Annotated in this window: 20 protein-coding genes and 1 tRNA gene; 7 read left to right on the forward strand and 14 right to left on the reverse strand. The window is 63.3% G+C overall.

The genetic code is table 11. The annotated features are described in order from the left end of the window. The first annotated feature begins 43 nt into the window (after positions 1–43). Together ACERI1_RS05620 and ACERI1_RS05625 are read left to right on the forward strand one after the other, a co-directional pair. A complete protein-coding gene (locus tag ACERI1_RS05620; RefSeq protein ID WP_373617491.1) occupies positions 44–1,159 on the forward strand; it encodes an ABC transporter substrate-binding protein in 1,116 nt (371 codons plus the stop codon). Between the two features lie 59 nt (positions 1,160–1,218). Next, positions 1,219–2,331 carry an ABC transporter substrate-binding protein gene (locus ACERI1_RS05625; protein WP_373617090.1) on the forward strand — a complete coding sequence of 371 codons (1,113 nt, stop codon included), beginning with the start codon at positions 1,219–1,221 and terminating at the stop codon, positions 2,329–2,331. A 23-nt stretch (positions 2,332–2,354) separates the two neighbouring features. Here ACERI1_RS05625 and ACERI1_RS05630 read toward each other — a convergent pair whose 3' ends face one another. Beyond that, complete coding sequence (locus tag ACERI1_RS05630; RefSeq protein WP_373617091.1) at positions 2,355–4,763, reverse strand: methyl-accepting chemotaxis protein; 2,409 nt, start codon at positions 4,761–4,763, stop codon at positions 2,355–2,357. Between the two features lie 193 nt (positions 4,764–4,956). Between ACERI1_RS05630 and ACERI1_RS05635 the strand changes: the two genes are divergently transcribed. Both ACERI1_RS05635 and ACERI1_RS05640 read left to right on the forward strand, forming a co-directional pair. Then, entirely contained in the window at positions 4,957–7,023 is a 2,067-nt protein-coding gene (locus ACERI1_RS05635; protein WP_373617092.1) for a DEAD/DEAH box helicase, read from the forward strand. Between the two features lie 147 nt (positions 7,024–7,170). After that, on the forward strand, positions 7,171–7,932 hold the full coding sequence (locus ACERI1_RS05640; RefSeq protein WP_373617093.1) for a hypothetical protein: 762 nt from the start codon (positions 7,171–7,173) through the stop codon (positions 7,930–7,932). Positions 7,933–8,024: 92 nt separating this feature from the next. Here the strand turns inward: ACERI1_RS05640 and ACERI1_RS05645 are convergent, their stop codons facing one another. Further along, positions 8,025–8,279 (reverse strand): pro-sigmaK processing inhibitor BofA family protein, encoded by a 255-nt coding sequence (locus ACERI1_RS05645; RefSeq protein WP_373617094.1) that lies wholly within the window; start codon positions 8,277–8,279, stop codon positions 8,025–8,027. A gap of 156 nt (positions 8,280–8,435) precedes the next feature. Here ACERI1_RS05645 and ACERI1_RS05650 point away from each other — a divergent pair. Next, positions 8,436–8,508, forward strand: a tRNA-Pro gene (locus ACERI1_RS05650). Between the two features lie 637 nt (positions 8,509–9,145). Next, positions 9,146–11,248 carry a minichromosome maintenance protein MCM gene (locus tag ACERI1_RS05655; protein WP_373617096.1) on the forward strand — a complete coding sequence of 701 codons (2,103 nt, stop codon included), beginning with the start codon at positions 9,146–9,148 and terminating at the stop codon, positions 11,246–11,248. A 42-nt stretch (positions 11,249–11,290) separates the two neighbouring features. On the opposite strand, the gene ACERI1_RS05660 is transcribed toward ACERI1_RS05655, so the two are convergent. From ACERI1_RS05660 to ACERI1_RS05680, 5 genes are all read right to left on the reverse strand, one after another. Further along, positions 11,291–12,184, reverse strand: a complete 894-nt coding sequence (locus tag ACERI1_RS05660) for a transcription initiation factor IIB family protein (RefSeq protein WP_373617097.1) — start codon at positions 12,182–12,184, stop codon at positions 11,291–11,293. A 96-nt stretch (positions 12,185–12,280) separates the two neighbouring features. Then, complete coding sequence (locus ACERI1_RS05665; RefSeq protein WP_373617098.1) at positions 12,281–12,616, reverse strand: hypothetical protein; 336 nt, start codon at positions 12,614–12,616, stop codon at positions 12,281–12,283. 90 nt (positions 12,617–12,706) lie between these two features. After that, complete coding sequence (gene thrC, locus ACERI1_RS05670) at positions 12,707–13,966, reverse strand: threonine synthase (RefSeq protein ID WP_373617099.1); 1,260 nt, start codon at positions 13,964–13,966, stop codon at positions 12,707–12,709. Positions 13,967–14,023: 57 nt separating this feature from the next. After that, positions 14,024–14,407: a helix-turn-helix domain-containing protein gene (locus ACERI1_RS05675; protein ID WP_373617100.1), complete on the reverse strand. Its 384-nt coding sequence runs from the start codon at positions 14,405–14,407 to the stop codon at positions 14,024–14,026. A gap of 67 nt (positions 14,408–14,474) precedes the next feature. After that, positions 14,475–14,723, reverse strand: coding sequence for a hypothetical protein (locus ACERI1_RS05680; RefSeq protein WP_373617101.1), 249 nt, complete (start codon positions 14,721–14,723; stop codon positions 14,475–14,477). A 182-nt stretch (positions 14,724–14,905) separates the two neighbouring features. Between ACERI1_RS05680 and ACERI1_RS05685 the strand changes: the two genes are divergently transcribed. After that, on the forward strand, positions 14,906–15,373 hold the full coding sequence (locus ACERI1_RS05685; protein ID WP_373617102.1) for a histidine kinase: 468 nt from the start codon (positions 14,906–14,908) through the stop codon (positions 15,371–15,373). Between the two features lie 20 nt (positions 15,374–15,393). Here ACERI1_RS05685 and argF read toward each other — a convergent pair whose 3' ends face one another. From argF to lysW, 7 genes are all read right to left on the reverse strand, one after another. Further along, entirely contained in the window at positions 15,394–16,323 is a 930-nt protein-coding gene (gene argF, locus ACERI1_RS05690) for an ornithine carbamoyltransferase (RefSeq protein ID WP_373617103.1), read from the reverse strand. A gap of 32 nt (positions 16,324–16,355) precedes the next feature. Then, entirely contained in the window at positions 16,356–17,426 is a 1,071-nt protein-coding gene (locus ACERI1_RS05695; RefSeq protein ID WP_373617104.1) for a [LysW]-lysine hydrolase, read from the reverse strand. Then, complete coding sequence (locus ACERI1_RS05700) at positions 17,423–18,574, reverse strand: aspartate aminotransferase family protein (RefSeq protein WP_373617105.1); 1,152 nt, start codon at positions 18,572–18,574, stop codon at positions 17,423–17,425. The genes ACERI1_RS05695 and ACERI1_RS05700 overlap by 4 nt, the downstream gene beginning before the upstream one ends. Continuing rightward, a complete protein-coding gene (locus ACERI1_RS05705; protein ID WP_373617106.1) occupies positions 18,571–19,437 on the reverse strand; it encodes an acetylglutamate/acetylaminoadipate kinase in 867 nt (288 codons plus the stop codon). The genes ACERI1_RS05700 and ACERI1_RS05705 overlap by 4 nt, the downstream gene beginning before the upstream one ends. Then, positions 19,438–20,484 carry an N-acetyl-gamma-glutamyl-phosphate reductase gene (gene argC / locus ACERI1_RS05710; protein WP_373617107.1) on the reverse strand — a complete coding sequence of 349 codons (1,047 nt, stop codon included), beginning with the start codon at positions 20,482–20,484 and terminating at the stop codon, positions 19,438–19,440. Then, positions 20,484–21,359, reverse strand: a complete 876-nt coding sequence (lysX, locus tag ACERI1_RS05715) for a lysine biosynthesis protein LysX (protein ID WP_373617109.1) — start codon at positions 21,357–21,359, stop codon at positions 20,484–20,486. The genes argC and lysX overlap by 1 nt, the downstream gene beginning before the upstream one ends. 91 nt (positions 21,360–21,450) lie before the next feature. Then, positions 21,451–21,615 carry a lysine biosynthesis protein LysW gene (lysW, locus tag ACERI1_RS05720; protein ID WP_008013846.1) on the reverse strand — a complete coding sequence of 55 codons (165 nt, stop codon included), beginning with the start codon at positions 21,613–21,615 and terminating at the stop codon, positions 21,451–21,453. Positions 21,616–21,672: the final 57 nt, after the last annotated feature.

Raw genomic sequence — 21,672 nt, forward strand, 5'->3', positions numbered from 1 at the left:
GTTCGGAACGTTTTTATATTTTTAGGCCAGCCTAAACACGATGATGACTGACGCGGAACGGTCGAGACGGGGAGTACTGAAAACGGGGGTGGCGATCGCTGGGCTCGGCGTAACTGCCGGGTGCCTCGGCGATACAGGGGTACCCGACGACGGGACAAACGGCGACGGCGGATACACCGTCACGATGGAACCCGTCGGGACTGTCGAGTTCGATACCGTTCCGGAGCGGTGGGTCCCCTACACGGGCGATTACGCCGACATGGGTGTCGCGCTCGGGCAAGCCGATGGACTGGCCGGCATCGGTCTCCGGAGTCGGTTCGCCGCCCACCACTACGACGAGTTGCCCGGCGTCTCGGTCGAGACCGGCGACCTCACACAACTCTGGCAAGACGGCACCGACCGCGAGACGTTCTACACCATCGATGCGGACGTCCACCTGATCGATCCGAACTTCATGATCAACCGACTCGGCTGGACGCAGGATGACGTCGACGAGATCACACAAACCGTCGCACCGTTCGTCGGCAACACGATCTTTTCGGCCAGTTACGACTGGCACGACTACCCTCGCTACACGCTGTACGAAGCCTTCGAAAAAGTGGCCGCGGTGTTTCAGGAACAAGAGCGCTACGAGGCGTTCGAACGCCTCCACGAAGACGTCTTGTCGAACGTACAGTCGCGACTGCCTGACGAGCAGCCCACCGTTGCGGTACTCGTTCCCGCGTCTCAACAACCCGAGGCGTTCTATCCGTACCTCATCGACGAGGGAACACAATCCAAACACTGGAACGACCTCCGCGTCGAGGGTGCACTGGCGAAAAACGGCATCGCCGACGCGCAAGCAACCGGCGGAACCATCGACTACGAGACGCTCCTCGAGATCGATCCCGATGTCATCGCGATCAGACAACAGGGAGCCGTTACCGACGCGGCGTTCGAGGACGGCATGGTCTCGTTCCTGCGAAATCACGACACCGCGAGCAAGCTCCGGGCGGTCCAGAACGATCGTGTCGTCTACGGCGGGATGACCTACCAGGGACCGATTATCCACCTTTTCCAGCTCGAGCGGGCCGCACAGGGAATCTATCCGGACGAGTTCGGTGGCGAGCAGCTGTTCGACCGACAAGCAGTCGCTGATATTGTCACAGGCGCGTTGTAAGCCGAGAGTATCGGACAGCTTCGAAACGCTTTTCAATTTTTAGGTCAGCCTAAAAAACGATGAGTGACGAACAGGCGTGGACGAGACGGAACGTACTCCGAACTGGCGGAACGATCGCAAGCGCCGGCCTGATGGCCGGCTGCCTCGGTGAGAGCGGATCATCAGACGACGACACTGCGTACACGGTGTCGATGCCGCCGGTCGGCGAGGTCGAGTTCGACGGCGTCCCGAAGAACTGGGCAGCCAGCAACGGGAGCTGGGCCGACATGGGAATCGCACTGGGACAGAAACCACCCGAGGCACTGTATCTCGCCAGTCGGTACCACACGCAGTACTATGACGAAATTCCGGGCGTGAGCGTCGACAAAAGCGATATAAAATCGTTCTGGGGAGACGGGACGCTGGGTCCGGAAGAAGTGCTCTCGATGAGCGAAACCGTCGATCTGTTCGTCATGGACCCGAACTTCGTCCTCAATCGCGGCAACGGCTGGAAGCAAGAGGACATCGACCAAGTCGAGGCGACAGGAACACCCTTCTTCGGCAACAGTATCTTTTCGAGCGGCTACAAGTGGCACGACTACGACTATCTCACGCTGTACGAGGCCTTCGAGAAGCTCTCACAGGTCTTCCAAGAAACGGAACGATACGAGGCCTTCGCAAGCCTCCATGACGAGTTCCAGTCGAACGTCGCTGATATTGTGCCACCAGAAGCAGAGCGACCGAGCGTCGCTATCATGTGGGCGGCTGAAAGTGATATGGGATCGTTTTCTCCGTACCTCATCGGCGACGGAACGAGTTTCAAGCAATGGCGTGAACTCGGAGTCAAGGACGCGTTTGCCAACACGGACGTACGCGACTTCCACAGTACACGTAGCTCGGTCGGCTACGAGACGCTGCTCGAGATCGATCCCGATATCATCCTGTTCCGTGGTCAGGAAGCGAAGACGGTCGAGGAGTTCCAGAACGCGATCGTCAGCCAGCTAGAAAACGACGACGTCGCGAGCGAATTGACTGCTGTTCAGAACGGCGAGGTCTACCGTGGCGGCCCGCTCTACCAGGGGCCGATCACGAACCTCGTCGTCACGCAACGTGCAGCCGAACAGGTCTACGGTATCGACGAACAGCTCTACGACCCACAGGAGGTCAGCGACATCATCAACGGAGACTTCTAGATCGTTCGCCTCGCTACCGCACGCTACTGTGGGCTCGTCCAGTCGAATTCTTGAATCGGCGATTCGCCCGCGTCGTCGGCAGATTCTGAGGCACGACTCGAGGCGCCAGCCGTCCCCGAACCGCCGTCCTGTCCGTCTGCTTCGACACGGTAGTCGTCAGCAGCCGGGAGTCCACGGTCAGTATCACCCGCAGTCTCGAGTGGCGTCTCGACCGACTCGACATCGACCTCGAACGCTGCCAGCGCGTTGGACAGTTCTCGTGCCCGGTCGGACAGCGACGTGGCGGTGTGTGAGACCTCGACGAGCGACGACGTCTGTTCTTCGGCAGCCGCGGCGACCGTCTCCGCTTCGGCGCTGGTCTCCCCGCTGATCGCCGTGACGTCGTCGGTCATCCGCACGATCTCCTGTGTCGCGCCGGCCTGCTGTTGGGTCGCCGCCGAGATCTCCTGGACGCCCTCGCTCGTCTCCTCGGCGAACGACGAGATTTCCTCGAGCGAGTCGACCGTCGTCTCGACCGCGTTGCGGTGGTCGGCGATCCGCTCGTCGGTCTCTCTGACGACGGTGGCGACCTGCTCGGTCTGCTCGCTGACGCGCTCGAGGCGTGCTTCGATGTCGGTCGCGGCCTCCTGGGTGTCCTCGGCGAGGGACTTGACCTGTTCTGCGACCGCGGTGAACTGGGCGTCGTCCGAACTCGAGCGGGCAGCCTCGATGCTGGCGTTGAGCGCGAGCATGTTCGTCTCCTTCGTGACGTCGGCGATGAACTCGAGGAGGTCGTCGATGGCCTCGATTTCGCTCTCGAGGCGGGCGACTTCCGTGACGGCATCGGTCGCCTCGGCTTCGATGGCGTTCATGCCGTCGATCGCCCGACGGGCCGACTCGCGGGCGTCCGCACTCGCCGTCGCGGTCTGCTCGGCGAGGCCTGCGACCTGTGAGGAGGTCGCGGCGATCTGCTGGGTGGTCGTCGAAAGTTCGTCGACCTCGGTACTGATCATCGCGAGGTGATCGCTCTGGCGCTCGGCCCCGTCGGCGATCCCCTGCACCGAGGTCGTCACCTGCTCGGAGGCCGACCGGACCTCGACGACCCCGTCGGCCGTCGATTCCGCAGCGTCGTCGACCGCGTCGGCAAAGGCCCGCGTCGCAGCCACCGTCGCCTCGAGGTCGTCCATCATGTCGTTGAACGCCGCCGCGACCGTCGCCATCGCCTCGCTGTCGGCGTCGAGGTCGAGGCGCCGCGTCAGGTCGCCGTCGGCACAGGCCCGCATCGTCGTGCCGTACTGGTCAGCCGTCTGCTCGAGTTGCCGGGAGAAGCGCTCGGATTCTGTCCGTTCTCGTTCGGCCTCGGCGCGGGCGGCTTCGGCTTCCTCGAGCCGATCGCGCAGCGACTGGCGCATCCGATCGATCGACCGATGCAGCTCGCCGAGTTCGTCCGAACGGGTCGACTCGACTGGCTCGTCCAGGTTCCCGTCCTCGATGGCAGCAGCCCGCTTCGAGAGGTCGCGAAGCGAGCGGGCCGTGTTCCGTCCGACCGTCGCACCGAGAACCAGCATGCCTCCGAACGTCACGGCAAGCATCGCAAGCAGCCAGTTCGAGATAGTCGACTGGAGCGCGTAGGCGTCAGATGCTGGGACACGGGTCGTCAGCGTCCAGCCGTCGTGCTCGAGTGGCGCGTAGCCGACGACGGTCTCGCTGTCGTCGGACCCGGCGTCGGTCGAGGTCGTGCCCGTGCCGTTCGCGACGGTGGCAGGATCGAGCGCGTCGTCTTGCAACAGCAGCGACCGGTTCTCGGCGAGGACGACCGTCCCCGAGCGGTCGACGACGACCACGTCGTCATTGTTGTCGGCGCCGATCATGTACCGGGACAACGACTCGAGGTCGACGAGGCCGACGAGGACGTGGTCGGACTCGCCAGGGACGTCGCTGACGGCGAGCATCGCCGGTCGGCCCGCCTCGGTTTCGAAGGCCTCGGAGAAGACAACCTGCGAATCGTCTTCCAGGACGGTCGAGAGGTGAGTGTCGGTCGCATCGCTGAGTCGACCGTCGTCGGTGATGACCGCGTTCGTGCCCGCGTTCGCGTGGACGACACCCGCCTCGGTATCGACGTAGTACGCGCCTTCGAACGCGGTGCGGTCGTTCATCCGGTGTAACGAGTCGCTGATCGCCACTCGGTCATCGCTGCGAAACGCCGACGAGCGGGGAAGTGACCCCAGATAGCGCTCGGTCGACTGGAACCAGATATCGAGCCGGTTTGCATCCTTCTCAGCACCGGTAACGAGCTGTGATTCGACATCTGACCGGAGTTCGGAGCCAGTCTGTGCGTAGATACTGCCGCCGAACGCCCCCACGATGAGGAAGATAACGACAAGTGCTGTGAGAAACCGTAACGCATAGCTGCGGCGAACACCGGGAATACCCTCCCACGGATTCAAGCCCATATGATGATGGAACTCGACGCACCCGGTATGTAACTCGCTAAGAGTTATATGTAGCGCTATAGATAACTCATATTCGATATCGAGAGACAGCGGTCGCGGTCCACTGGCGACCCCGGTCGGTCGATGAACCTCCAAACGGAACCAGCCGAGTCAGTCCGAACCGCTGAAATACCGCCACGCCCTACTCGCTGCCGTGTCGAAGCAGGTCCAGCAGGTCGATACGATCTTCTGTCACGAAACCGGCGACGACTACCTGATCGTCGTCGAACGTGACGGCAAACGGCTGTTCAGGGCGAAACTCGGACTCTCGGAAACGTCAGCCGGCCCCCGCCCCGCGAAGTTCCGGCTCAAACAGGGCTCGAGCGAAGAGCCCCGCCAGCCCGACGAGTTCGTCGAGCTCGCCCGTCGAGCCAAACGCATCCGCATCTCCGAGCAAACCTCGCCCGAGGGACGGCGCGAGCTCACCGAGATGCTCGAAGGCTACCAACTCGAAGACAAGGCCAAGACCGTCCGGACCTGCCGTTACTGCGCTTCTGCGGGCCAGTACTCGCCGATCACCACCGAGACAGCGGTCAAAGACGACAACGACTGGATCTGCCGGGACTGTGCCCGTCAGGAACTCGAGCGCCAGCTGTCCTTTTCGGGCAGCGGCGCGGTCACCGGCGCGGCCAAAGAGCGCCTCGAGGAACTCATGCTCGAGGTCCAGGACCTAGAACGGATCGTCAACCTGCTCAAGGGGCAGCTCGATCCCGATCTGACGAAGTTCGATACTATCTCGGCGACGACCGACGAGGTCGACCCCGTCCGGATCGACTCGCTGAACCTCCATCCGGGCTTACAGGACCTGCTCGAGGATCGGTTCGAGACCCTGCTGCCGGTCCAGAGCCTCGCGGTCGAAAACGGGCTGTTCGGCGGCGACGACCAGATGGTCGTCTCGGCGACGGCGACGGGGAAGACCCTCGTCGGCGAGATGGCCGGCATCAACCGCGTCTTAAACGGCAAGGGGACGATGCTCTTTCTCGTGCCACTGGTGGCCCTGGCCAATCAGAAGTACGAGGACTTCCAGGACGAGTACGGCCACCTCGTCGACGTCTCCATCCGCGTGGGTGCGAGCCGGATCGCCGACAACGGCAACCAGTTCGATCCCAACGCCGACGTCATCGTCGGCACCTACGAGGGGATCGACCACGCCCTGCGGACGGGCAAGGACATGGGCGACATCGGTACCGTCGTCATCGACGAGGTCCACACCCTCAAAGAAGAGGAGCGGGGCCACCGCCTCGACGGCCTTATTTCGCGGCTCAAGTACACTTGCGAGCAACGCGCGAAGCGCCGCGACGACTATGGGGGTGCGCAGTGGGTCTACCTCTCGGCGACCGTCGGCAACCCCGAACAGCTCGCGGGCGCGCTCGAGTCGACGCTCATCGAATTCGAGGAGCGACCGGTGCCGATCGAACGTCACGTCACGTTCGCCGACGGCCAAGAGAAGGTCCGCATCGAGAACAAGCTCGTCAAACGCGCGTTCGACACCGAGTCCTCCAAAGGCTATCGGGGCCAGACGATCATCTTCACCAACTCGAGGCGACGCTGTCACGAAATTTCGCGGAAACTCGAGTATTCCGCCGCACCCTATCACGCCGGCTTAGATTACAAGCGCCGCAAGGAAGTCGAACGCAAGTTCGGCGAGCAGGAACTCTCCGCGGTCGTCACGACCGCCGCACTCGCTGCGGGGGTCGACTTCCCGGCCTCGCAGGTGATCTTCGACTCGCTGGCGATGGGCATCGAGTGGCTCTCCGTCCAGGAGTTCCACCAGATGCTCGGTCGCGCGGGCCGACCCGACTACCACGACAAGGGGACGGTGTACGTCCTCGTCGAACCCGATTGCGCCTACCACAACTCGATGGAGATGTCCGAGGACGAAGTCGCCTTCAAACTCCTCAAAGGCGAGATGGAGTCGGTGATGACCCACTACGACGAGGCCGCCGCCGTCGAGGAAACGCTGGCGAACGTCACCGTCGGCGGTAAGGCCACGAAGGCGCTCAACGACCGCATGATCGGCGACGTGCCGACGAAACACGCCATCGGCAAGCTCCTGCAGTACGAATTCATCGACGGCTTCGAACCTACGCCACTCGGTCGCGTCGTCACGGAACACTTCTTAGAACCCGGACAGGCGTTTACCCTGCTTGACGGCATCCGGAAAGACGCCCATCCTTACGAACTCGTCGCAGACATCGAACTGCGCGACGAGGATCGCTGATCGGGCCAGCCGCGCCGCGGTCGGTATGCGCGGAGCCGGCCACAATCGTTTTACGCCTGCTTCAGCGGCCAGAACGATCGGCCAGAATCATAAAGGAGACGAGCGCGCAATCGACAGCCAGCACGGGGCTGCCCCGACGCTGTCACCATGGACCCGACGGACTACTGTCAGTCAGTGCCGGTGCAACCGCGACCGTCCTGTGGGTGCACCGGCAAATCGGTACAGCAGACCGTACCGACGACGCCAGCCGCGATCGACCCCCCGGCACTCGTCCTACTTGTTCACTCGAGCGACACAGTACCTGACGCCTGTGAGGAGTTGTGTGCCGACGGCGAGACGGCACATCTCTCGGTTACCTTCGCCGACGAGAAGCCGACCTGCCCCAGGGAAGCGGAAATCGGCGACCGATTCGGCCAGCTCACGGTCGGGAACGTCCTCGCCGACGACTCGGCGCCGGATTTCACTCAGTCAGTCGTCACCGAGACGGTGCCTGATCCGACCGACCTCACCGCGATCGGCATCGCAGTGAGCCGCTTTTGCAAACACTGGGGCGACACCGACGATAATCTGACAGTCTGTTTCGATTCGCTCGACGCTCTGCTCCGGCACACGCCACCGGCGGACGTCTTCCAGTTCACGCACGTCCTCGCGAACCGATTCGCGAGCGTCGACGCTCACGCCCACGTTCACTTCGATCCGACGCACCACGAGGACCGTGTCGTCTCGGCATTCGGGGTGATCTTCGACGCCGTCGTCGTTGCCGACTGCGACGAGTCACTCCCAGAAGCGACCGACAAGGATGTCGCCTCGATGCTAGCCGAGTGGACGGACACACCGCCGATCGGCAGCGAACCGGATACGGTCTCCGAAGCGACCGACGAGGAGATCGAGCGACTGCTCGGCGACTGATACGGACTCCTGTCAGTCAGTGCCGGTGCACCCCCCGACCCGTCCTGCGGACCCACCGGGACATCGGGACAGCAGACCGTATGACTCGCCAGTCACGGGACGAAGGCGATCCCGAACAGCGACAGCGCAAGCACGAGTATCGAGCCCGGAACGCCACCGACCGCGACGATCCCGATCGTCAGCGGTGACACCGCCACCGTGACGCCGAAGACGACCTGTGCGAGATACAACACGACGAGCCCACCGATCGCGTTGACAATAAATGGCCTGGCAATCGCAACGAGCTGTGCCGCCGCGAGCACGAGGAGCAAGACGAGGATCAAAAGCAGCACCTCGAGTCCGGTCATAGGTGCAGTATCACGGCATCGGGCAAAACCGTTCGCTCAGTCACCGATGACTGTCTATCAGGGGAGGAGACAGCGCCTCGCGTGCAATGGGTCACACAGCGGCGGCCAATGGGATAACGAAACGCTTTATGTTGAGGGGACGGTATCGAAGTGTACGGGATCGTGGGTTAGCTTGGTATACTTCGGGCCTTGGGTGCCCGTGACCCCGGTTCAAATCCGGGCGATCCCATAGTTCTGCTGTGCGCAACCATCGTGAGCAGTGGCTCTGATACGGTCTGCTGTCCCGATGTCCCGGTGGGTCCGCGGTGCGGGTCGCGGTTCCACCGGCACTGACTGACAGGAGTCCGTATAATACACTCACCCAATTTTCCTTCACAGCGCGAATCCGTGACTGACAGCAGCTGAGATCGGTATGACAAGCGGTAGATCAGCGGGCGGTATCGAAACCGAAGGGAGAATGAAACTACGAGTTCGGGGTGTGAGGTGTTCTACAGGAAGCAGTCAACAGGAACCACACGGAGTCCGATCAGGCTGCCCACAGTGAGGGCCGAGTGGTGTACCGATCATCTTGAGTCGTTTGAATCACCTCGAGTCTACGTAGTGGGGAACGACCAATGAAGCCTTCCGTGGAAGCAATAGTACAACTCTGTCGGACAACGGTGCCCACTGGCGGCAATAAACTCGTTTTATCAGCAGTGCTTCCAGTCACGGCTGTGCAAGCGACGACCCCATCGTTGGATGCGACCCCGAATGCACGTGCGTTCGATGACGGCTCGCAGACCGCTTGCAGTGGAAACGCCTCAAGCCGTTCAGTTTCGCCACGGTTTACGACCATTTATACCCGATGGCAGCCCTAGGACGGTGCAATGGCGCAAGCGGGCAATTCAGAACTCGTCGACTCTTTTGAGCAGTTCTTCCGCAACTACTACGACAACGAGATCAAACAGCTTGCGCAGCGCTATCCCAACGAACAGCGGTCGCTGCACGTCGACTGGCAGGATCTCTATCGGTTCGATCCCGACCTCGCGGACGACTTCATCGCCCAGCCCGAACAACTCCAGCGCTACGCCGAGGAGGCGCTGCGACTGTACGACCTTCCGATCGACGTCAGTCTCGGGCAGGCCCACGTCCGGATTCGAAATCTCCAAGAGACGGAGTCCCCCGAGATCCGGGAGATCCGCGCACGGGACATGAACTCCCTCGTGCAAGTGTACGGCATCGTCCGCAAAGCCACCGACGTGCGGCCCAAAATCGAAGAAGCCGCCTTCGAGTGCCAGCTCTGTGGCACGCTGACCCGCGTCCCCCAGTCCAGCGGCGACTTCCAGGAACCCCACGAGTGTCAGGGCTGTGAACGGCAGGGCCCGTTCCGCGTCAACTTCGACCAATCCGAGTTCGTCGACTCCCAGAAACTTCGTATCCAGGAAAGTCCCGAAGGTCTGCGTGGCGGTGAAACCCCCCAGGCACTCGACGTCCACGTCGAAGACGACATCACCGGCGAGGTCACCCCTGGCGACCACGTCTCCGCAACCGGCGTTTTGCGCCTCGAGCAACAGGGTGACAATCAGGACAAGTCACCCGTCTTCGACTTCTACATGGAGGGGATGTCCGTCGACATCGACGAAGAGCAGTTCGAGGACATGGACATCACCGGCGAAGACAAGGAAGAAATCGTCCGGCTCTCCTCGAGCGAGGACATCTACGACAAGATGATCGCCTCTATTGCGCCCTCGATCTACGGCTATAATCAGGAGAAACTCGCGATGATACTCCAGTTGTTCTCGGGCGTGACGAAGCAGTTGCCCGACGGCTCACGGATCCGTGGGGACCTGCATATGCTGTTGATCGGTGATCCGGGAACTGGTAAATCACAGATGCTGGGCTACATCCAGAACATTGCACCCCGCTCGGTCTACACCTCGGGCAAGGGGTCGTCCTCGGCTGGTCTCACAGCCGCCGCCGTCCGCGACGACTTCGGCGACGGCCAGCAGTGGACCCTCGAGGCCGGCGCGCTCGTTCTCGCCGATCAGGGAATCGCAGCGGTCGACGAACTCGACAAGATGCGCCCGGAAGACCGGAGTGCCATGCACGAGGCCTTAGAACAGCAGAAGATTTCGGTCTCGAAAGCCGGCATCAACGCGACGCTCAAATCTCGCTGTTCGTTGCTCGGCGCGGCAAACCCCAAGTACGGTCGCTTCGATCAGTACGAGCCGATCGGCGAACAGATCGACCTCGAGCCGGCGCTCATCTCACGGTTCGACCTGATTTTCACGGTCACCGACCAACCTGACGAGGAAAAGGACCGCAACCTCGCCGAGCACATCATCACCACGAACTACGCTGGCGAGTTGACCACCCAGCGCGAGGAGATGAGTTCACTCGATGTCAGCGACGCCGAAATCGACGAGATGACCGAACAGGTCGATCCGGAGATCGACGCCGAACTCCTTCGGAAGTACATCGCCTACGCCAAGCAGAACTGTCATCCGCGAATGACTGACGCGGCCCAGGAAACGATTCGAGACTTCTACGTGGATCTTCGCTCGAGAGGGACCGACGAGGACGCTGCCGTTCCCGTCACGGCCCGAAAACTCGAGGCGCTGGTTCGGCTCGCGGAAGCAAGCGCTCGCGTTCGGCTCTCGGATACGGTCGAGCAGCGTGATGCCGAACGGTCCGTCGAAATCGTCCGCTCGTGTCTCCAGGATATCGGCGTTGATCCCGAGACCGGCGAGTTCGACGCCGACATCGTCGAGGCGGGCACCTCGAAGTCCCAGCGCGACCGGATCAAGAACCTCAAGGGACTCATCAGCGATATCGAGGAAGAGTACGACGACGGCGCGCCAGTCGACATCGTCTTGGAACGGGCCGAAGAAGTCGGCATGGACCAGTCGAAAGCCGAACACGAGATCGACAAGCTCAAACAGAAAGGCGAGGTCTACGAGCCGAGTACGGACACGCTCCGGACGACGTAACTGGGAGCGGCGCTCGTTATCAGCGTTTCGACGAGTCCGACATCAGAGTTCGTCGATGTTTCTGGCGGTTGTTCGGATCGTCACTGCCGCGACGTCGGCAACCTCGGCAGCCGCAGCCTGTGTGATCGACGGCCACTCGTCGCGCTCTCCCGACGCCTTGTAGAGACAACCCGCAGCGACGCCACCGGGATTGCGACCACCGATCAGACCTGCCTCGAGCAGGGCCGCGACGTGTTCTCGCGCGCGACGCTCGACGGCGGTTCCGAGCTCGAGTTCCGACGCAAAGCGTGGGAGATACTGTGCGGGGTCGATCGGCCCTGTCGGCAGCCCAAGTTCACGGTTCATCGCATCGTAGGCGACCGAGAGTTCGGCATCGTCTGCGCGTGCAACAGCGGCGATTTCGTCGGTCGTTCGGGCGATCGAACGCGTCCGACAGGTGGCATAGACCGCAGCGGCAGCAAATCCCTCGAGCGAACGACCCTGAAAGAGTCCTTCGGACTGGGCGGACTCGAACAGTGCACAGGCTTGCTCTCTGACGGAATCCGGCAGCGAGAGCAAGGCAGTGAGCCGTCTGATCTCGGCGAAGCCATACACCTGATTTCGTTCGGCTTTCGATGAGATCCGTGCGCGGTTGTGTTCGCGGCGCAGGCGTGCGATCTGTCGCCGTTTCCGACCGGTCAAGCGAGAACTGGCACTCGAGTGCGAACCGTAGCCGATCTCCGTCGAAAGTCCACGGTCGTGTCGCGACCGCGTCAGCGGTGCCCCGGTTCGTCTCGGATCGTCGTTGTCGGTGTCGAACGTCCGCCACTCCGGGCCACGGTCGATTTCGTCTTCCGCGGAGACGAGTCCACACTCCTCACAGACGATTTCCGTCCCCTCTTTCCGTAATCTGCCGTCGCATTCAGGGCAGCCCGGCGTTGTCTCGGTATCTGCCATTGGTTATTTCTCCTTATATCCAGTTGAGACGTAGTAGTATTTAAATTATTGGTGAGGTGAACAAACAGTGCGCGCGAAACGACAGTCGGCGGAGAGCTACCGATCGAAAAGCCACGTCAGCACGGACCGTGACTGCGATGAAGATTTACAGGGATCGGGGTCCGTCGTCTCAGTCCGCTCGGCCAACAGTCGTTCGTACTGGTCGACGATCGACTGTCGTCGTCGCTCGCTGGTCTCGAGCGCCCGCTCGAGGACGGCGATGCGAGCGGAGGGCCGTATCCGTTCGACCCGAGCGGAGCGCACCGCCGGGTGGTGTGTCGAATCGGTGCGAGACCCGCCACACTGTGTGGTCGGGTGGCAGGGGTCGGTGGCGGTGATCGGACGGGACCGGTCGTCAGCGGGGGAGACGGAATCGTCCTGCTCGGCGGACATGGCTCAGTAGTCACGTCCACACGGGCCGAGAAAAAGGTCAGTCAGTCAGCAGTCAGACGCGTCTGACACGGGTCGTGCGTCCGACGGACGTTACTCCGAGAGTTGCTCGAGCACACCGTCGGTATCGGCTGGCACAGGCTCGGGTTCGCTGCCGGCGGCGGCCGCCGCGTCGGGGTCTTTGAGCAGGTGGCCAGTCGTCAGGCAGGCGACGCGCTCGTCGTCGTCGACGACGCCTTCGGCGCGGAGCTTTCGCAGACCGGCGATCGACGCAGCAGAGGCGGGTTCGACGCCGATCCCCTCGCCGGCGATGTCGCGCTGGGCCTCGGTGATCTCCTCGTCGGAGACCGCAACGGCGGTGCCACCGGTCTCGCGGATGCCGGGTAGGGCTTTGGGTGCGTTGACCGGGTTGCCGATCCGGATCGCGGTCGCGCGCGTCTCCACGTCGTCCCAGCGCCGAACCTCGTCGGCGTCGTTTTCGATCGCTTCGACCATCGGGGCAGCGCCTTCGGCCTGCACACCCGTCAGCTTGGGCACATCGTCTTCGTCGAGTTCGCCGGCCTGGACGAGTTCACGGAAGGCCTTGTAGAGGGCCGAAGTGTTGCCCGCGTTGCCGACCGGAAGCACGATCCGGTCCGGGACGGCGTCGTAATCGGCGAGGAAGCCCTCGAGGATCTCGAGGCCGATCGTCTTCTGGCCCTCGAGGCGGAAGGGGTTCAGCGAGTTCAGCAGGTAGGCCTCGCCCTGATTTGCGAGTTCCTGGACGATATCGAGGCAGGCGTCGAAGTTGCCGTCGACTTCGAGGATGCGTGCGCCGTGGAGACTCGCCTGGGCGATCTTGCCGGCTGCAACCTTGCCGGCGGGCAGGAGAACGAGCGTCTCCATCCCACCGCGGGAGCCGTAGGCGGCCAGCGCGGCACTCGTGTTGCCGGTCGAGGCACAGGCCAGTCGGCCGACGCCGAGTTCCTTCGCGACGCGGACGCCGACGGTCATTCCACGGTCCTTGAACGAGCCGGTCGGGTTCATCCCCTCGTGTTTGATCCGCAGCGCCTCGACGCCGATCTCGTCCTCGAGTCGGGGCACCTCGTACAGCGGCGTCGCACCCTCCTGAATCGAGACGCCTTCCGCGAAGGGCAGCGCGTCGGCATAGCGCCAGACGCCGTGGCCGTCGAAGTCGTCGAACGTCGGCAGCTCGGCGTAGCGAACCTCGAGCAGTCCGTCACACTCATCACACGTGTAGCGAACGTCGTCGAAGGGGGCGAACGTGTCGCCACACTCGATACACTCGAGCCAGACGCCGTCGTCGGCGTCGGCGGGTTCGTCGGGTTGCTCGGCCGAGAGACTGAGACTCATTATCGGGTGGGAGGGATGCAACAGGGAAAAAGTGAGTGGATTCGGCGATGACGTGGGTTACTCGATCGTCTCGTCGAACTCGTCGATCACGTCGTGGACCGTCGCCGTCCAGACGTCCAGCGCTTCGTGAAGCATTTCTTTGACTTCCGGCAGCGCGATCGCCGTGTACTGGTAGATGTAGCCGCCGCCGTCTAGCAGCCGCCGATCCCGGCGAACGAGGTCCCGTTCGTGCAGCGTCGACAGCGAGCGGTTCACCGTACTCCGGTCTCGCTCGAGCGTCGCGGCCAACTCCTCGATCGTACTACCGGGTTGGGAACACAGTGTCAGGTAGGTTCTGGTCTCGTGATCCTCGATGCCGAACACGCAACTCATGACGTTTTCGAACGGGGGGTTCGATTCCTCCATCAGTTCCCCGAGGCGGTGCTGAGGGGCATCGGACATACGGACTCGTACGCCCTCGAGCGTGAAAATACTCGCTACGGTTGGTCGGAACGGCTAGAGGCTGGCGTCATGCGTCTTCGGCCGTCGCTCCGTAGCCCATCTTCCGGATACAGGTCCGCATTTCGCGTTCGGTCTCGTGGCGGTGGAGCCGCGTCGGTGTATCACAGTAATACACGGAACCGTCGTACCGCAGCGTCACCTCGTACTCTTGCTGCGCTGTTGTCGTCGTAATGACGACCCGTCGTCCATCCTCGATCGCACTCATGATCGCATCCGTCTCGAGGTCGCCAGCCGAGATCCGGAGCGGGTTCGACATCGCGTGAGACTGGGTTCGCTGGTCCAAAGAAACTTCGTGTCATCACACTCCACTACCGAAACCCACCACGCTCGGTCGATTATAGACGACCTGACGGACCAAACCGAGCGCCGGGAACCGGGTGTGCACGACTAGTCCCGAACCGGGATACCGCTACACTGACTCGAGGTGTGTGCTGTCATATGGCATCAGAGACAGTAACCAAACGACCCGAACGAACTGAAACGGCACTCGAGCCCTGGCAGGCAGGAACTGTCGGCGGTATCATCGGCGCGATCGTCTTCGGCGCGATGATGGTGGTCCAGACGCCTGGCGTCCTCGAGATGGCCATTCCAGCGCTATACGGGCTCGAAGGCGGTCTCGCGGGAACGATCGTTCACCTCTCACACGGTGCGGTCCTCGGCGTCGTCTTCGCGGCGCTGCTCGTCGCGACAGGACGTGCCGACGCGAGTCCGACGACGGCCGGACTCCTCGGACTCGGCTACGGCGTCGGGGTCTGGCTGGTCCTTGCCGTCATCGTGATGCCGATCTGGCTCTCGACAGTCGGGTTCGAACTGGCACCTGCCGTCCCGAACATCGCCATCGAGAGTCTCATCGGCCACGCTGCGTACGGACTCGTCCTCGGCGTCGTGTACGCCGTCCTCGAGTGAAGAAAAGCGGGACCGAACAGCTACTCGAGCAGCCAGCTCAATAACGCCTTCTGAGCGTGAAGCCTGTTTTCAGCCTGATCGAAGACGATCGACTGCTCACCCTCGACGACATCGTCGGTAATCTCTTCGCCGCGGTGGGCCGGGAGACAGTGCATCACGGATGCATCGGGGGCGTGCTCGAGCAGGTCCGCGGAGACCTGGAAACCATCGAAGTCGTTCATGCGAACGTCGCGTTCGTCTTCCTGGCCCATCGAGATCCAGACGTCCGTGTAGATGACGTCGGCGTCGGTGGCCGCCTCGATGGGGTCGGTCGTCGTCGTCGGATCGCCGCCGAGGTCGCGGGCGCGCTCTAAGACGGCCTCGTCGACTTCGTATCCCTCGGGCGTCGCGATTGTCAGGTCGACACCGGTCAGCGCACAGCCGAGCGCGAACGACTGGGCGACGTTGTTCCCGTCGCCGATCCAGGCTGCCGAGACGTCCTCGAGGCCATCTTCGTGTTCGCGGATCGTCTGCAGATCCGCGAGCGTCTGGCAGGGGTGGGCATCGTCGGTTAGCCCATTGACGATCGGCACCGACGAGTATTCGGCGAGCACCTCGACGTTCTCGTGTTTGAAGACGCGGGCCATTACCGCGTCGACGTATCGCGAGAGTGCCCGCGAGGTGTCTTTCAGCGGTTCGCCCCGTCCGAGCTGGATGTCGTCTTCCCCGAGGAAGATCGCGTGCCCGCCCAGTTGGGTCATCCCCGTCTCGAAGGAGACCCGGGTCCGGGTGCTTGCCTTCTGGAAGAGCATCCCTAAGGTCTGTCCGGACAGGTCGGCGTGGTCCTCGCCGTTCTCGACGGCGTGTTTGTACTCCTCGGCCTTATCGAGAACTGCGAACAGTTCCTCCTCGGAGAGGTCGTCGACGTCGAGGAAATGTCTCGGCTGTGTCTCGTCCGTATCTGTCTTCATAGTATAATAACTCGTCTACGAATACTTAGTGGTCAGTCCTCACTGAGCGTCCGCGCGACGCGCTCTAAGATCGACACTGACTGGTCGAACTCCGACAGCGGGAGCCGTTCGTCGGGTGCGTGATCGAGGTCTGAGTTGCCGGGCCCGTAGGTAACCATCGGACAGTCCCAGGCTCCGGCGTAGATGTTCATGTCGCTGGTGCCGGTCTTTCGTACCAGACGCGGGTCGGCGCCTTCCTGGCGGATGGCAACGCGGAACGCCCGGGCGACCTCCGTTCGCGGGCTCATCATCACCGGAGGCACCTTGTCCTTCCAGGTGACGGTCCCGACCTCGAGTTCGGCTTCCGCGGCTTCACGGACGGTCTCGACGTCGAGCGCCGGCGGCACGCGCAACTGGACGTCCATCGTCGTCTCGACGGAGAGGCCGTCCTCGCTGACACCGCCTTCGATGTCGACCGGCTTGGTCGTTACCTGCTCGAAGATCGGTTCGTACTCGTCGCCTTCGAAGCGCTCCTCGACGGCGGACCACCAGCGAACGGCGTGTTGGATCGCGTTCGGGTCCGGTCGGGAGGTGTGGCCCGACTCGCTTGTCGCGACGTACGTGCCGGCGATCAATCCGCGATAGCCGAGTGTGATTCCGTCGGCCCCGGAGGGCTCACCGTTGACGACGGCGTCCGGCGAAGTCTCCCGGTCGTCGACCAGATAGCGCGACCCCTTCGAGTCGACTTCCTCACCGACGACACCGACGAAGGAAACACCGGTACGAACGGCAGCAGCCGCCATCGCGGCGAGCGGGCCCGTCGCGTCGACGCTGCCACGCCCCCAGAGGATCTCGTCGTCGCCGGTTTCCTCGACCTCGACGGGGATGTCACCCGGCACGGTGTCGATGTGTGAGGTGAGGAGGACGGAATCATCCGCTGGCGCGCGGACGTTCCCGACCGCGTCGATCCAGACCTCTCGATCGTGGGCCTCGAAGAAATCCACGAGGCGTTTGGCCGCCTCGCGTTCCTCGCGGGTCGGCGAGGGAATCGAGACGAGGTCGACCAGCAGCTCTCGAGCCTCCTCGAGCGAGACGTCCGTCGGGTCGCCCGTGCTCGCGTTCATGATTCGGTGTCGTCGGGGGAGATGACCGCGTCTAGCGCGTCCACGAGCTGATCCGCCGCGTCGTTGTCGATCACCAGCGGCGGAAGCAGGCGCAGGACGGTTCGCCCTGCGGGCAGCGCCAGCACCTGATGCTTCATCGCGAGGTCGCGGGCGACGCGGTTCGACCCCCGCTTCAACTCGATACCGATGAGCAGCCCCTCACCGCGGATCTCACGCACTTCGTCACCGAGGGTGGCCTCGAGTTCCGTCGTGAGGTAGTCGCCCATCGAAGCGGCGTGGGCGGGCCACTCCTCCTCGACCAGCGTCGAGATCGTCGCGTGGACCGCCGCGGTGACGACGGGGCCGCCGCTGAATGTCGAATTGTGCGAGGCCGCGCCGTCGGCGATCCAGTCTCGAACCGCGACGCCGCCGATCGGGAGGCCGTTGCCGAGGCCTTTCGCGGTCGTGAGGATATCGGGGGTGACGCCTGCGTTCTGGCAGGCCCACATCGACCCCGTCCGTCCCATGCCGGTCTGGACCTCGTCGAAGACCAGCGCCGCGCCGGCCTCGTCGGTGCATTCGCGGGCAGTCTCGAGGTAGCCCGCTGGCGGGACGTTGATCCCGCCTTCGCCCTGGATCGGCTCGAGGATCACCGCCGCAGTCTCGTCGTCCACGGCGGCTGCAAGCTCCTCGCCGTCGCCGTAGGGAACGAACTCCACGCCGCCAGCCAGGGGCTCGAACGGCTCCTTGTACTTGTCCTTCCAGGTCGCTGCGAGCGCCCCCATCGTCCGCCCGTGGAACGAGCGGGTCGCAGCGACGATCTTCGAGTTGCCGGTCGCCGACCGGGCGAACTTCAGCGCGGCCTCGTTAGCCTCGGTTCCAGAGTTACAGAACCAGGCCGACTCGAGACCGTCGGGCGTCGACGCGACGAACGCCGCGTAGGCGTCTTCCCGCGACTGGACGGGAAACGAGGAGTCGACGAACGTCAGATCGGCGACCTGCTCGGTGACCGCGTCGACGACCGCGGGATGGGAGTGTCCGAGCGGCGTGCAGGCGAAACTCGCGCCCGCGTCGATGTACTCCGTGCCGTCGGACGTGTAGAGGTACGGTCCCTCACCGCGCTCGATGCCGATCGGCTTGCTGCCGGAGACGAAATCGAGGTCGCTCATTCTGCGGCCTCCGTTTCAGCGTCGTCTTCATCCGCGAGCACGCCGGGCTCGAGGGTCGTCCCCTCGCCGTCGAGCGCGCTCGTAATCGGCTCGTCCGCGTTCGCGTCCGCAACGACGACCGAAGACGCGCCGCCCTCGAGTGCCTCCTCGGCGGCCATGACCTTCTTGGTCATGAATCCCTCGGCGGCGTCCTTGACGCCCTCGAATTCCGCAGGTGTGGCAGCCGACTCGATCTTGGTCGATTCGTCATCGGGGTCCTCGTAGACACCCGAGACGTCGGTCAACAAGACCAGATCGGCCTCGAGCGCACCGGCGATCGCCGCCGCAGCGCGGTCGGCGTCGGCATTAACGGCGGTGTAGCCGCCCGACTTCTCCTTGCCGAGGATCGGGACCGAGACGACGGGCGTGTAGCCACCGTCGAGCGTCGTCTCGAGCAAGTCGGCGTTGACCGACTCGATTTTGCCCGAGTGGTCGCCGCGCTTGATCTTCTTCTTGCCGTCCTCTTTGACGCGGACGGCGGACTTGCGTTTGCCAGAGAGTAGTTTGCCGTCAGTACCCGAGAGGCCGACTGCGTCGACACCCTCGTTGTGCAGGCTCTCGACCAGATCGGTGTTGAGCTTGCCCGGCATCACCATTTTGAAGACGTCCATCGTGCGCTCGTCGGTAAAGCGCCCAACCACTCCTCCTGGAGTCTCGACGTAGGTGGGTTCCTCGCCGAGCTCCTCTAAGGTCTCGTCGACGGCGGTCGAGCCGCCGTGGGTGAGGACGACGTCTTCGCCGTCTTCGACGAGGCTCGCAACGTCGGCGAGTGCGCCTTCGGGATCGACGGCGCGTGCACCGCCGACCTTGACGACGACCGTCATCTACGGTGCCCCCACGGGGTGGAGTCCCGTAAACTCGAGTCCAGCCGTCTCCTCGAAGCCCAGCGCAATGTTGGCAGCATGAACCGCCTGGCCCGCGGAGCCTTTCATCATGTTGTCGATGGCCGAGAAGACGACAATGCGTTTGTTCGACGGATCGAGTTCGAAGCCGACCTCCGCGAGGTTGGTCCCCGCGACCGACTTCGGTTCGGGGTAGCGGTAGACGCCGGAGCCGCCGGCGGCCATGCGGACGAACGGCTCGTCCTCGTAGCAGCCGCGATACGCTTGCCAGAGGTCGCCCTTCGAGACGGGGCCCGACGGGAAGACGTGGTTCGTCGCACTCGCACCGCGGATCATGTCCACGGCGTGGCAGGTAAACGACACCGAGGTGCCGAGGAACTGCTCGATCTCGGCCTCGTGGCGGTGGCCCGTCGGCGCGTAGGGGCGGACGACACCCGAGCGCTCGGGGTGGCTCGAGGCCTCGCCGCCGCCGGCACCCCCTTCCGAGGAGCCGACTTTCACGTCGGTGACGATCTGCTCGCCGCCCTCTAGGATGTCGTGTTCGAACAGCGGATAGAGCCCGAGGATCGTCGCGGTGGCGTTACAGCCGCCACCCGCGATGAGTTCTGCTCCCTCGAGGTTCTCGCGGTTGATCTCGGGAAGTGCGTATTCGGCCTTTTCCAAGTACTCGGGGGCCTCGTGGCCGTCATACCACTCGTCGTACTGGTCCTCGCTCTCGAGGCGGAAGTCCGCCGAGAGGTCTACGACCGTATCCGCGATCTCGAAGAACTCGTCGATCTGACCCATCGAGACGCCGTGTGGCGTCGCCGCAAAGAGGACGTCGACGCTCTCGAGATCGTCGGGTTCGGTAAAGCGCAGGTCCGTCCCGCGCAACGGCGGGTGGACGGAGCCGACGCTCTTGCCGGCTTTCGACCGGCTCGTGACCTCCGCAAGCTCGATGTTCGGGTGGCCGGCGAGCAGTCGCAGGAGCTCGCCGCCCGTAAAGCCCGATCCGCCGATGACGGTCGCGGTGACGGTGTCGGCTGCCATCAGGCGCTCACCTCGAGTTCCGGATCGGCCGCCGCGGCTTTCTGCTCGAGCCAGTCGACGACGGTGCCGGCGATGTCGGTCTCGACGGCTTCATCGAGCGCTTTGAACTCGACGGTGTGGTTGACCTCGTGGACGGTGTAGGAATCACCGGTCTCCATGAGGTCGACGCCGAGTAAGCCGCCACCGACGGCGTCGCTGGCCTTTTCGACGAGGTCCAGCGCTTCATCGTCGAGGTCGAAGACGTCCGTCTCTGCTCCCTTGGCGGCGTTAGTGATCCAGTGGTCCGACGAGCGGACCATCGCGGCGATCGGCTCGCCGTCGACCGCGAGCACGCGAATGTCGCGACCGGGTTTCTCGACGAACTCCTGGACGTAGAACACCTTGTGCTCGTAGTGGCCAAGCGTCGCCTTGTGCTCCAAGATGGCCTCGGCGGCCGACTCGGAGTCGATCTTGGCCATCAGGCGGCCCCACGATCCCACGACGGGTTTGAGGACGCACGGATAGCCGAAGTCCTCGATGGCTTCCATCGCGGTGTCTTTCGTAAACGCGACTTTCGTCGCGGGCGTGGGTACGCCCGCCTGCTCGAGCGCGAGGCTGTTTTTCACTTTGTCAGCGCAGATATCGGCGGTCTCGTGGCTGTTGACCACGGGGATGCCGTAGGCCTCGAAGAACTGCGTCGCATAGAGGCTCCGGCTCGTGGCGAGACAGCGGTCGACGACGATATCGAGATCTGCGAACGCCTCGGGTGCCTCCGAAATGTCGAAGGTCTGCTTGCGAACGTCGATCTTCGTAACCTCGTGATCGCGCTCGCGAAGCTCGTTCAACAGGAGCTTCTCGTCTTTGCGAATCCGTGAATAGAGTATGCCTACGTTCACGCGAGCCACCTCTGAATGGCTGTGAGGAACTCGCTACGAGCCCCTCGGATCGTGTGCGCAGTGCGGGCCGGTGTCGCGCCCGTCTGCAAGGTCACTCACCCCAGTCCTCTTCGAGCTCGGGGGCTCGCTCGAGGACTGGCGGCTCGGTGTCGACGACTTCCAGCTCGGCACCACAGGTCGTACAGTCAACGATCTCTCCGACTTCCAGATCGTCGTGCAGGGACAGTTCAGCCCCACACTCGACGCATTCGGTCATTGTACTCGCACGTGGGAGCCGCGATCCCTTAAAGCCTTCGAACCTAACAGCAAAATT

Source organism: Natrinema sp. HArc-T2 (assembly GCF_041821085.1).
Lineage (GTDB): Archaea > Halobacteriota > Halobacteria > Halobacteriales > Natrialbaceae > Natrinema.

Coding starts and splice junctions, on each gene's coding strand:
- ACERI1_RS05620 (WP_373617491.1), top strand. CDS start 44: ATGACTGACGCGGAACGGTCGAGACGGGGAGTACTGAAAACGGGGGTG.
- ACERI1_RS05625 (WP_373617090.1), top strand. CDS start 1,219: ATGAGTGACGAACAGGCGTGGACGAGACGGAACGTACTCCGAACTGGC.
- ACERI1_RS05630 (WP_373617091.1), bottom strand. CDS start 4,763: ATGGGCTTGAATCCGTGGGAGGGTATTCCCGGTGTTCGCCGCAGCTAT.
- ACERI1_RS05640 (WP_373617093.1), top strand. CDS start 7,171: ATGGACCCGACGGACTACTGTCAGTCAGTGCCGGTGCAACCGCGACCG.
- ACERI1_RS05645 (WP_373617094.1), bottom strand. CDS start 8,279: ATGACCGGACTCGAGGTGCTGCTTTTGATCCTCGTCTTGCTCCTCGTG.
- ACERI1_RS05655 (WP_373617096.1), top strand. CDS start 9,146: ATGGCGCAAGCGGGCAATTCAGAACTCGTCGACTCTTTTGAGCAGTTC.
- ACERI1_RS05660 (WP_373617097.1), bottom strand. CDS start 12,184: ATGGCAGATACCGAGACAACGCCGGGCTGCCCTGAATGCGACGGCAGA.
- ACERI1_RS05665 (WP_373617098.1), bottom strand. CDS start 12,616: ATGTCCGCCGAGCAGGACGATTCCGTCTCCCCCGCTGACGACCGGTCC.
- thrC (WP_373617099.1), bottom strand. CDS start 13,966: ATGAGTCTCAGTCTCTCGGCCGAGCAACCCGACGAACCCGCCGACGCC.
- ACERI1_RS05675 (WP_373617100.1), bottom strand. CDS start 14,407: ATGTCCGATGCCCCTCAGCACCGCCTCGGGGAACTGATGGAGGAATCG.
- ACERI1_RS05680 (WP_373617101.1), bottom strand. CDS start 14,723: ATGTCGAACCCGCTCCGGATCTCGGCTGGCGACCTCGAGACGGATGCG.
- ACERI1_RS05685 (WP_373617102.1), top strand. CDS start 14,906: ATGGCATCAGAGACAGTAACCAAACGACCCGAACGAACTGAAACGGCA.
- argF (WP_373617103.1), bottom strand. CDS start 16,323: ATGAAGACAGATACGGACGAGACACAGCCGAGACATTTCCTCGACGTC.
- ACERI1_RS05695 (WP_373617104.1), bottom strand. CDS start 17,426: ATGAACGCGAGCACGGGCGACCCGACGGACGTCTCGCTCGAGGAGGCT.
- ACERI1_RS05700 (WP_373617105.1), bottom strand. CDS start 18,574: ATGAGCGACCTCGATTTCGTCTCCGGCAGCAAGCCGATCGGCATCGAG.
- ACERI1_RS05705 (WP_373617106.1), bottom strand. CDS start 19,437: ATGACGGTCGTCGTCAAGGTCGGCGGTGCACGCGCCGTCGATCCCGAA.
- argC (WP_373617107.1), bottom strand. CDS start 20,484: ATGGCAGCCGACACCGTCACCGCGACCGTCATCGGCGGATCGGGCTTT.
- lysW (WP_008013846.1), bottom strand. CDS start 21,615: ATGACCGAATGCGTCGAGTGTGGGGCTGAACTGTCCCTGCACGACGAT.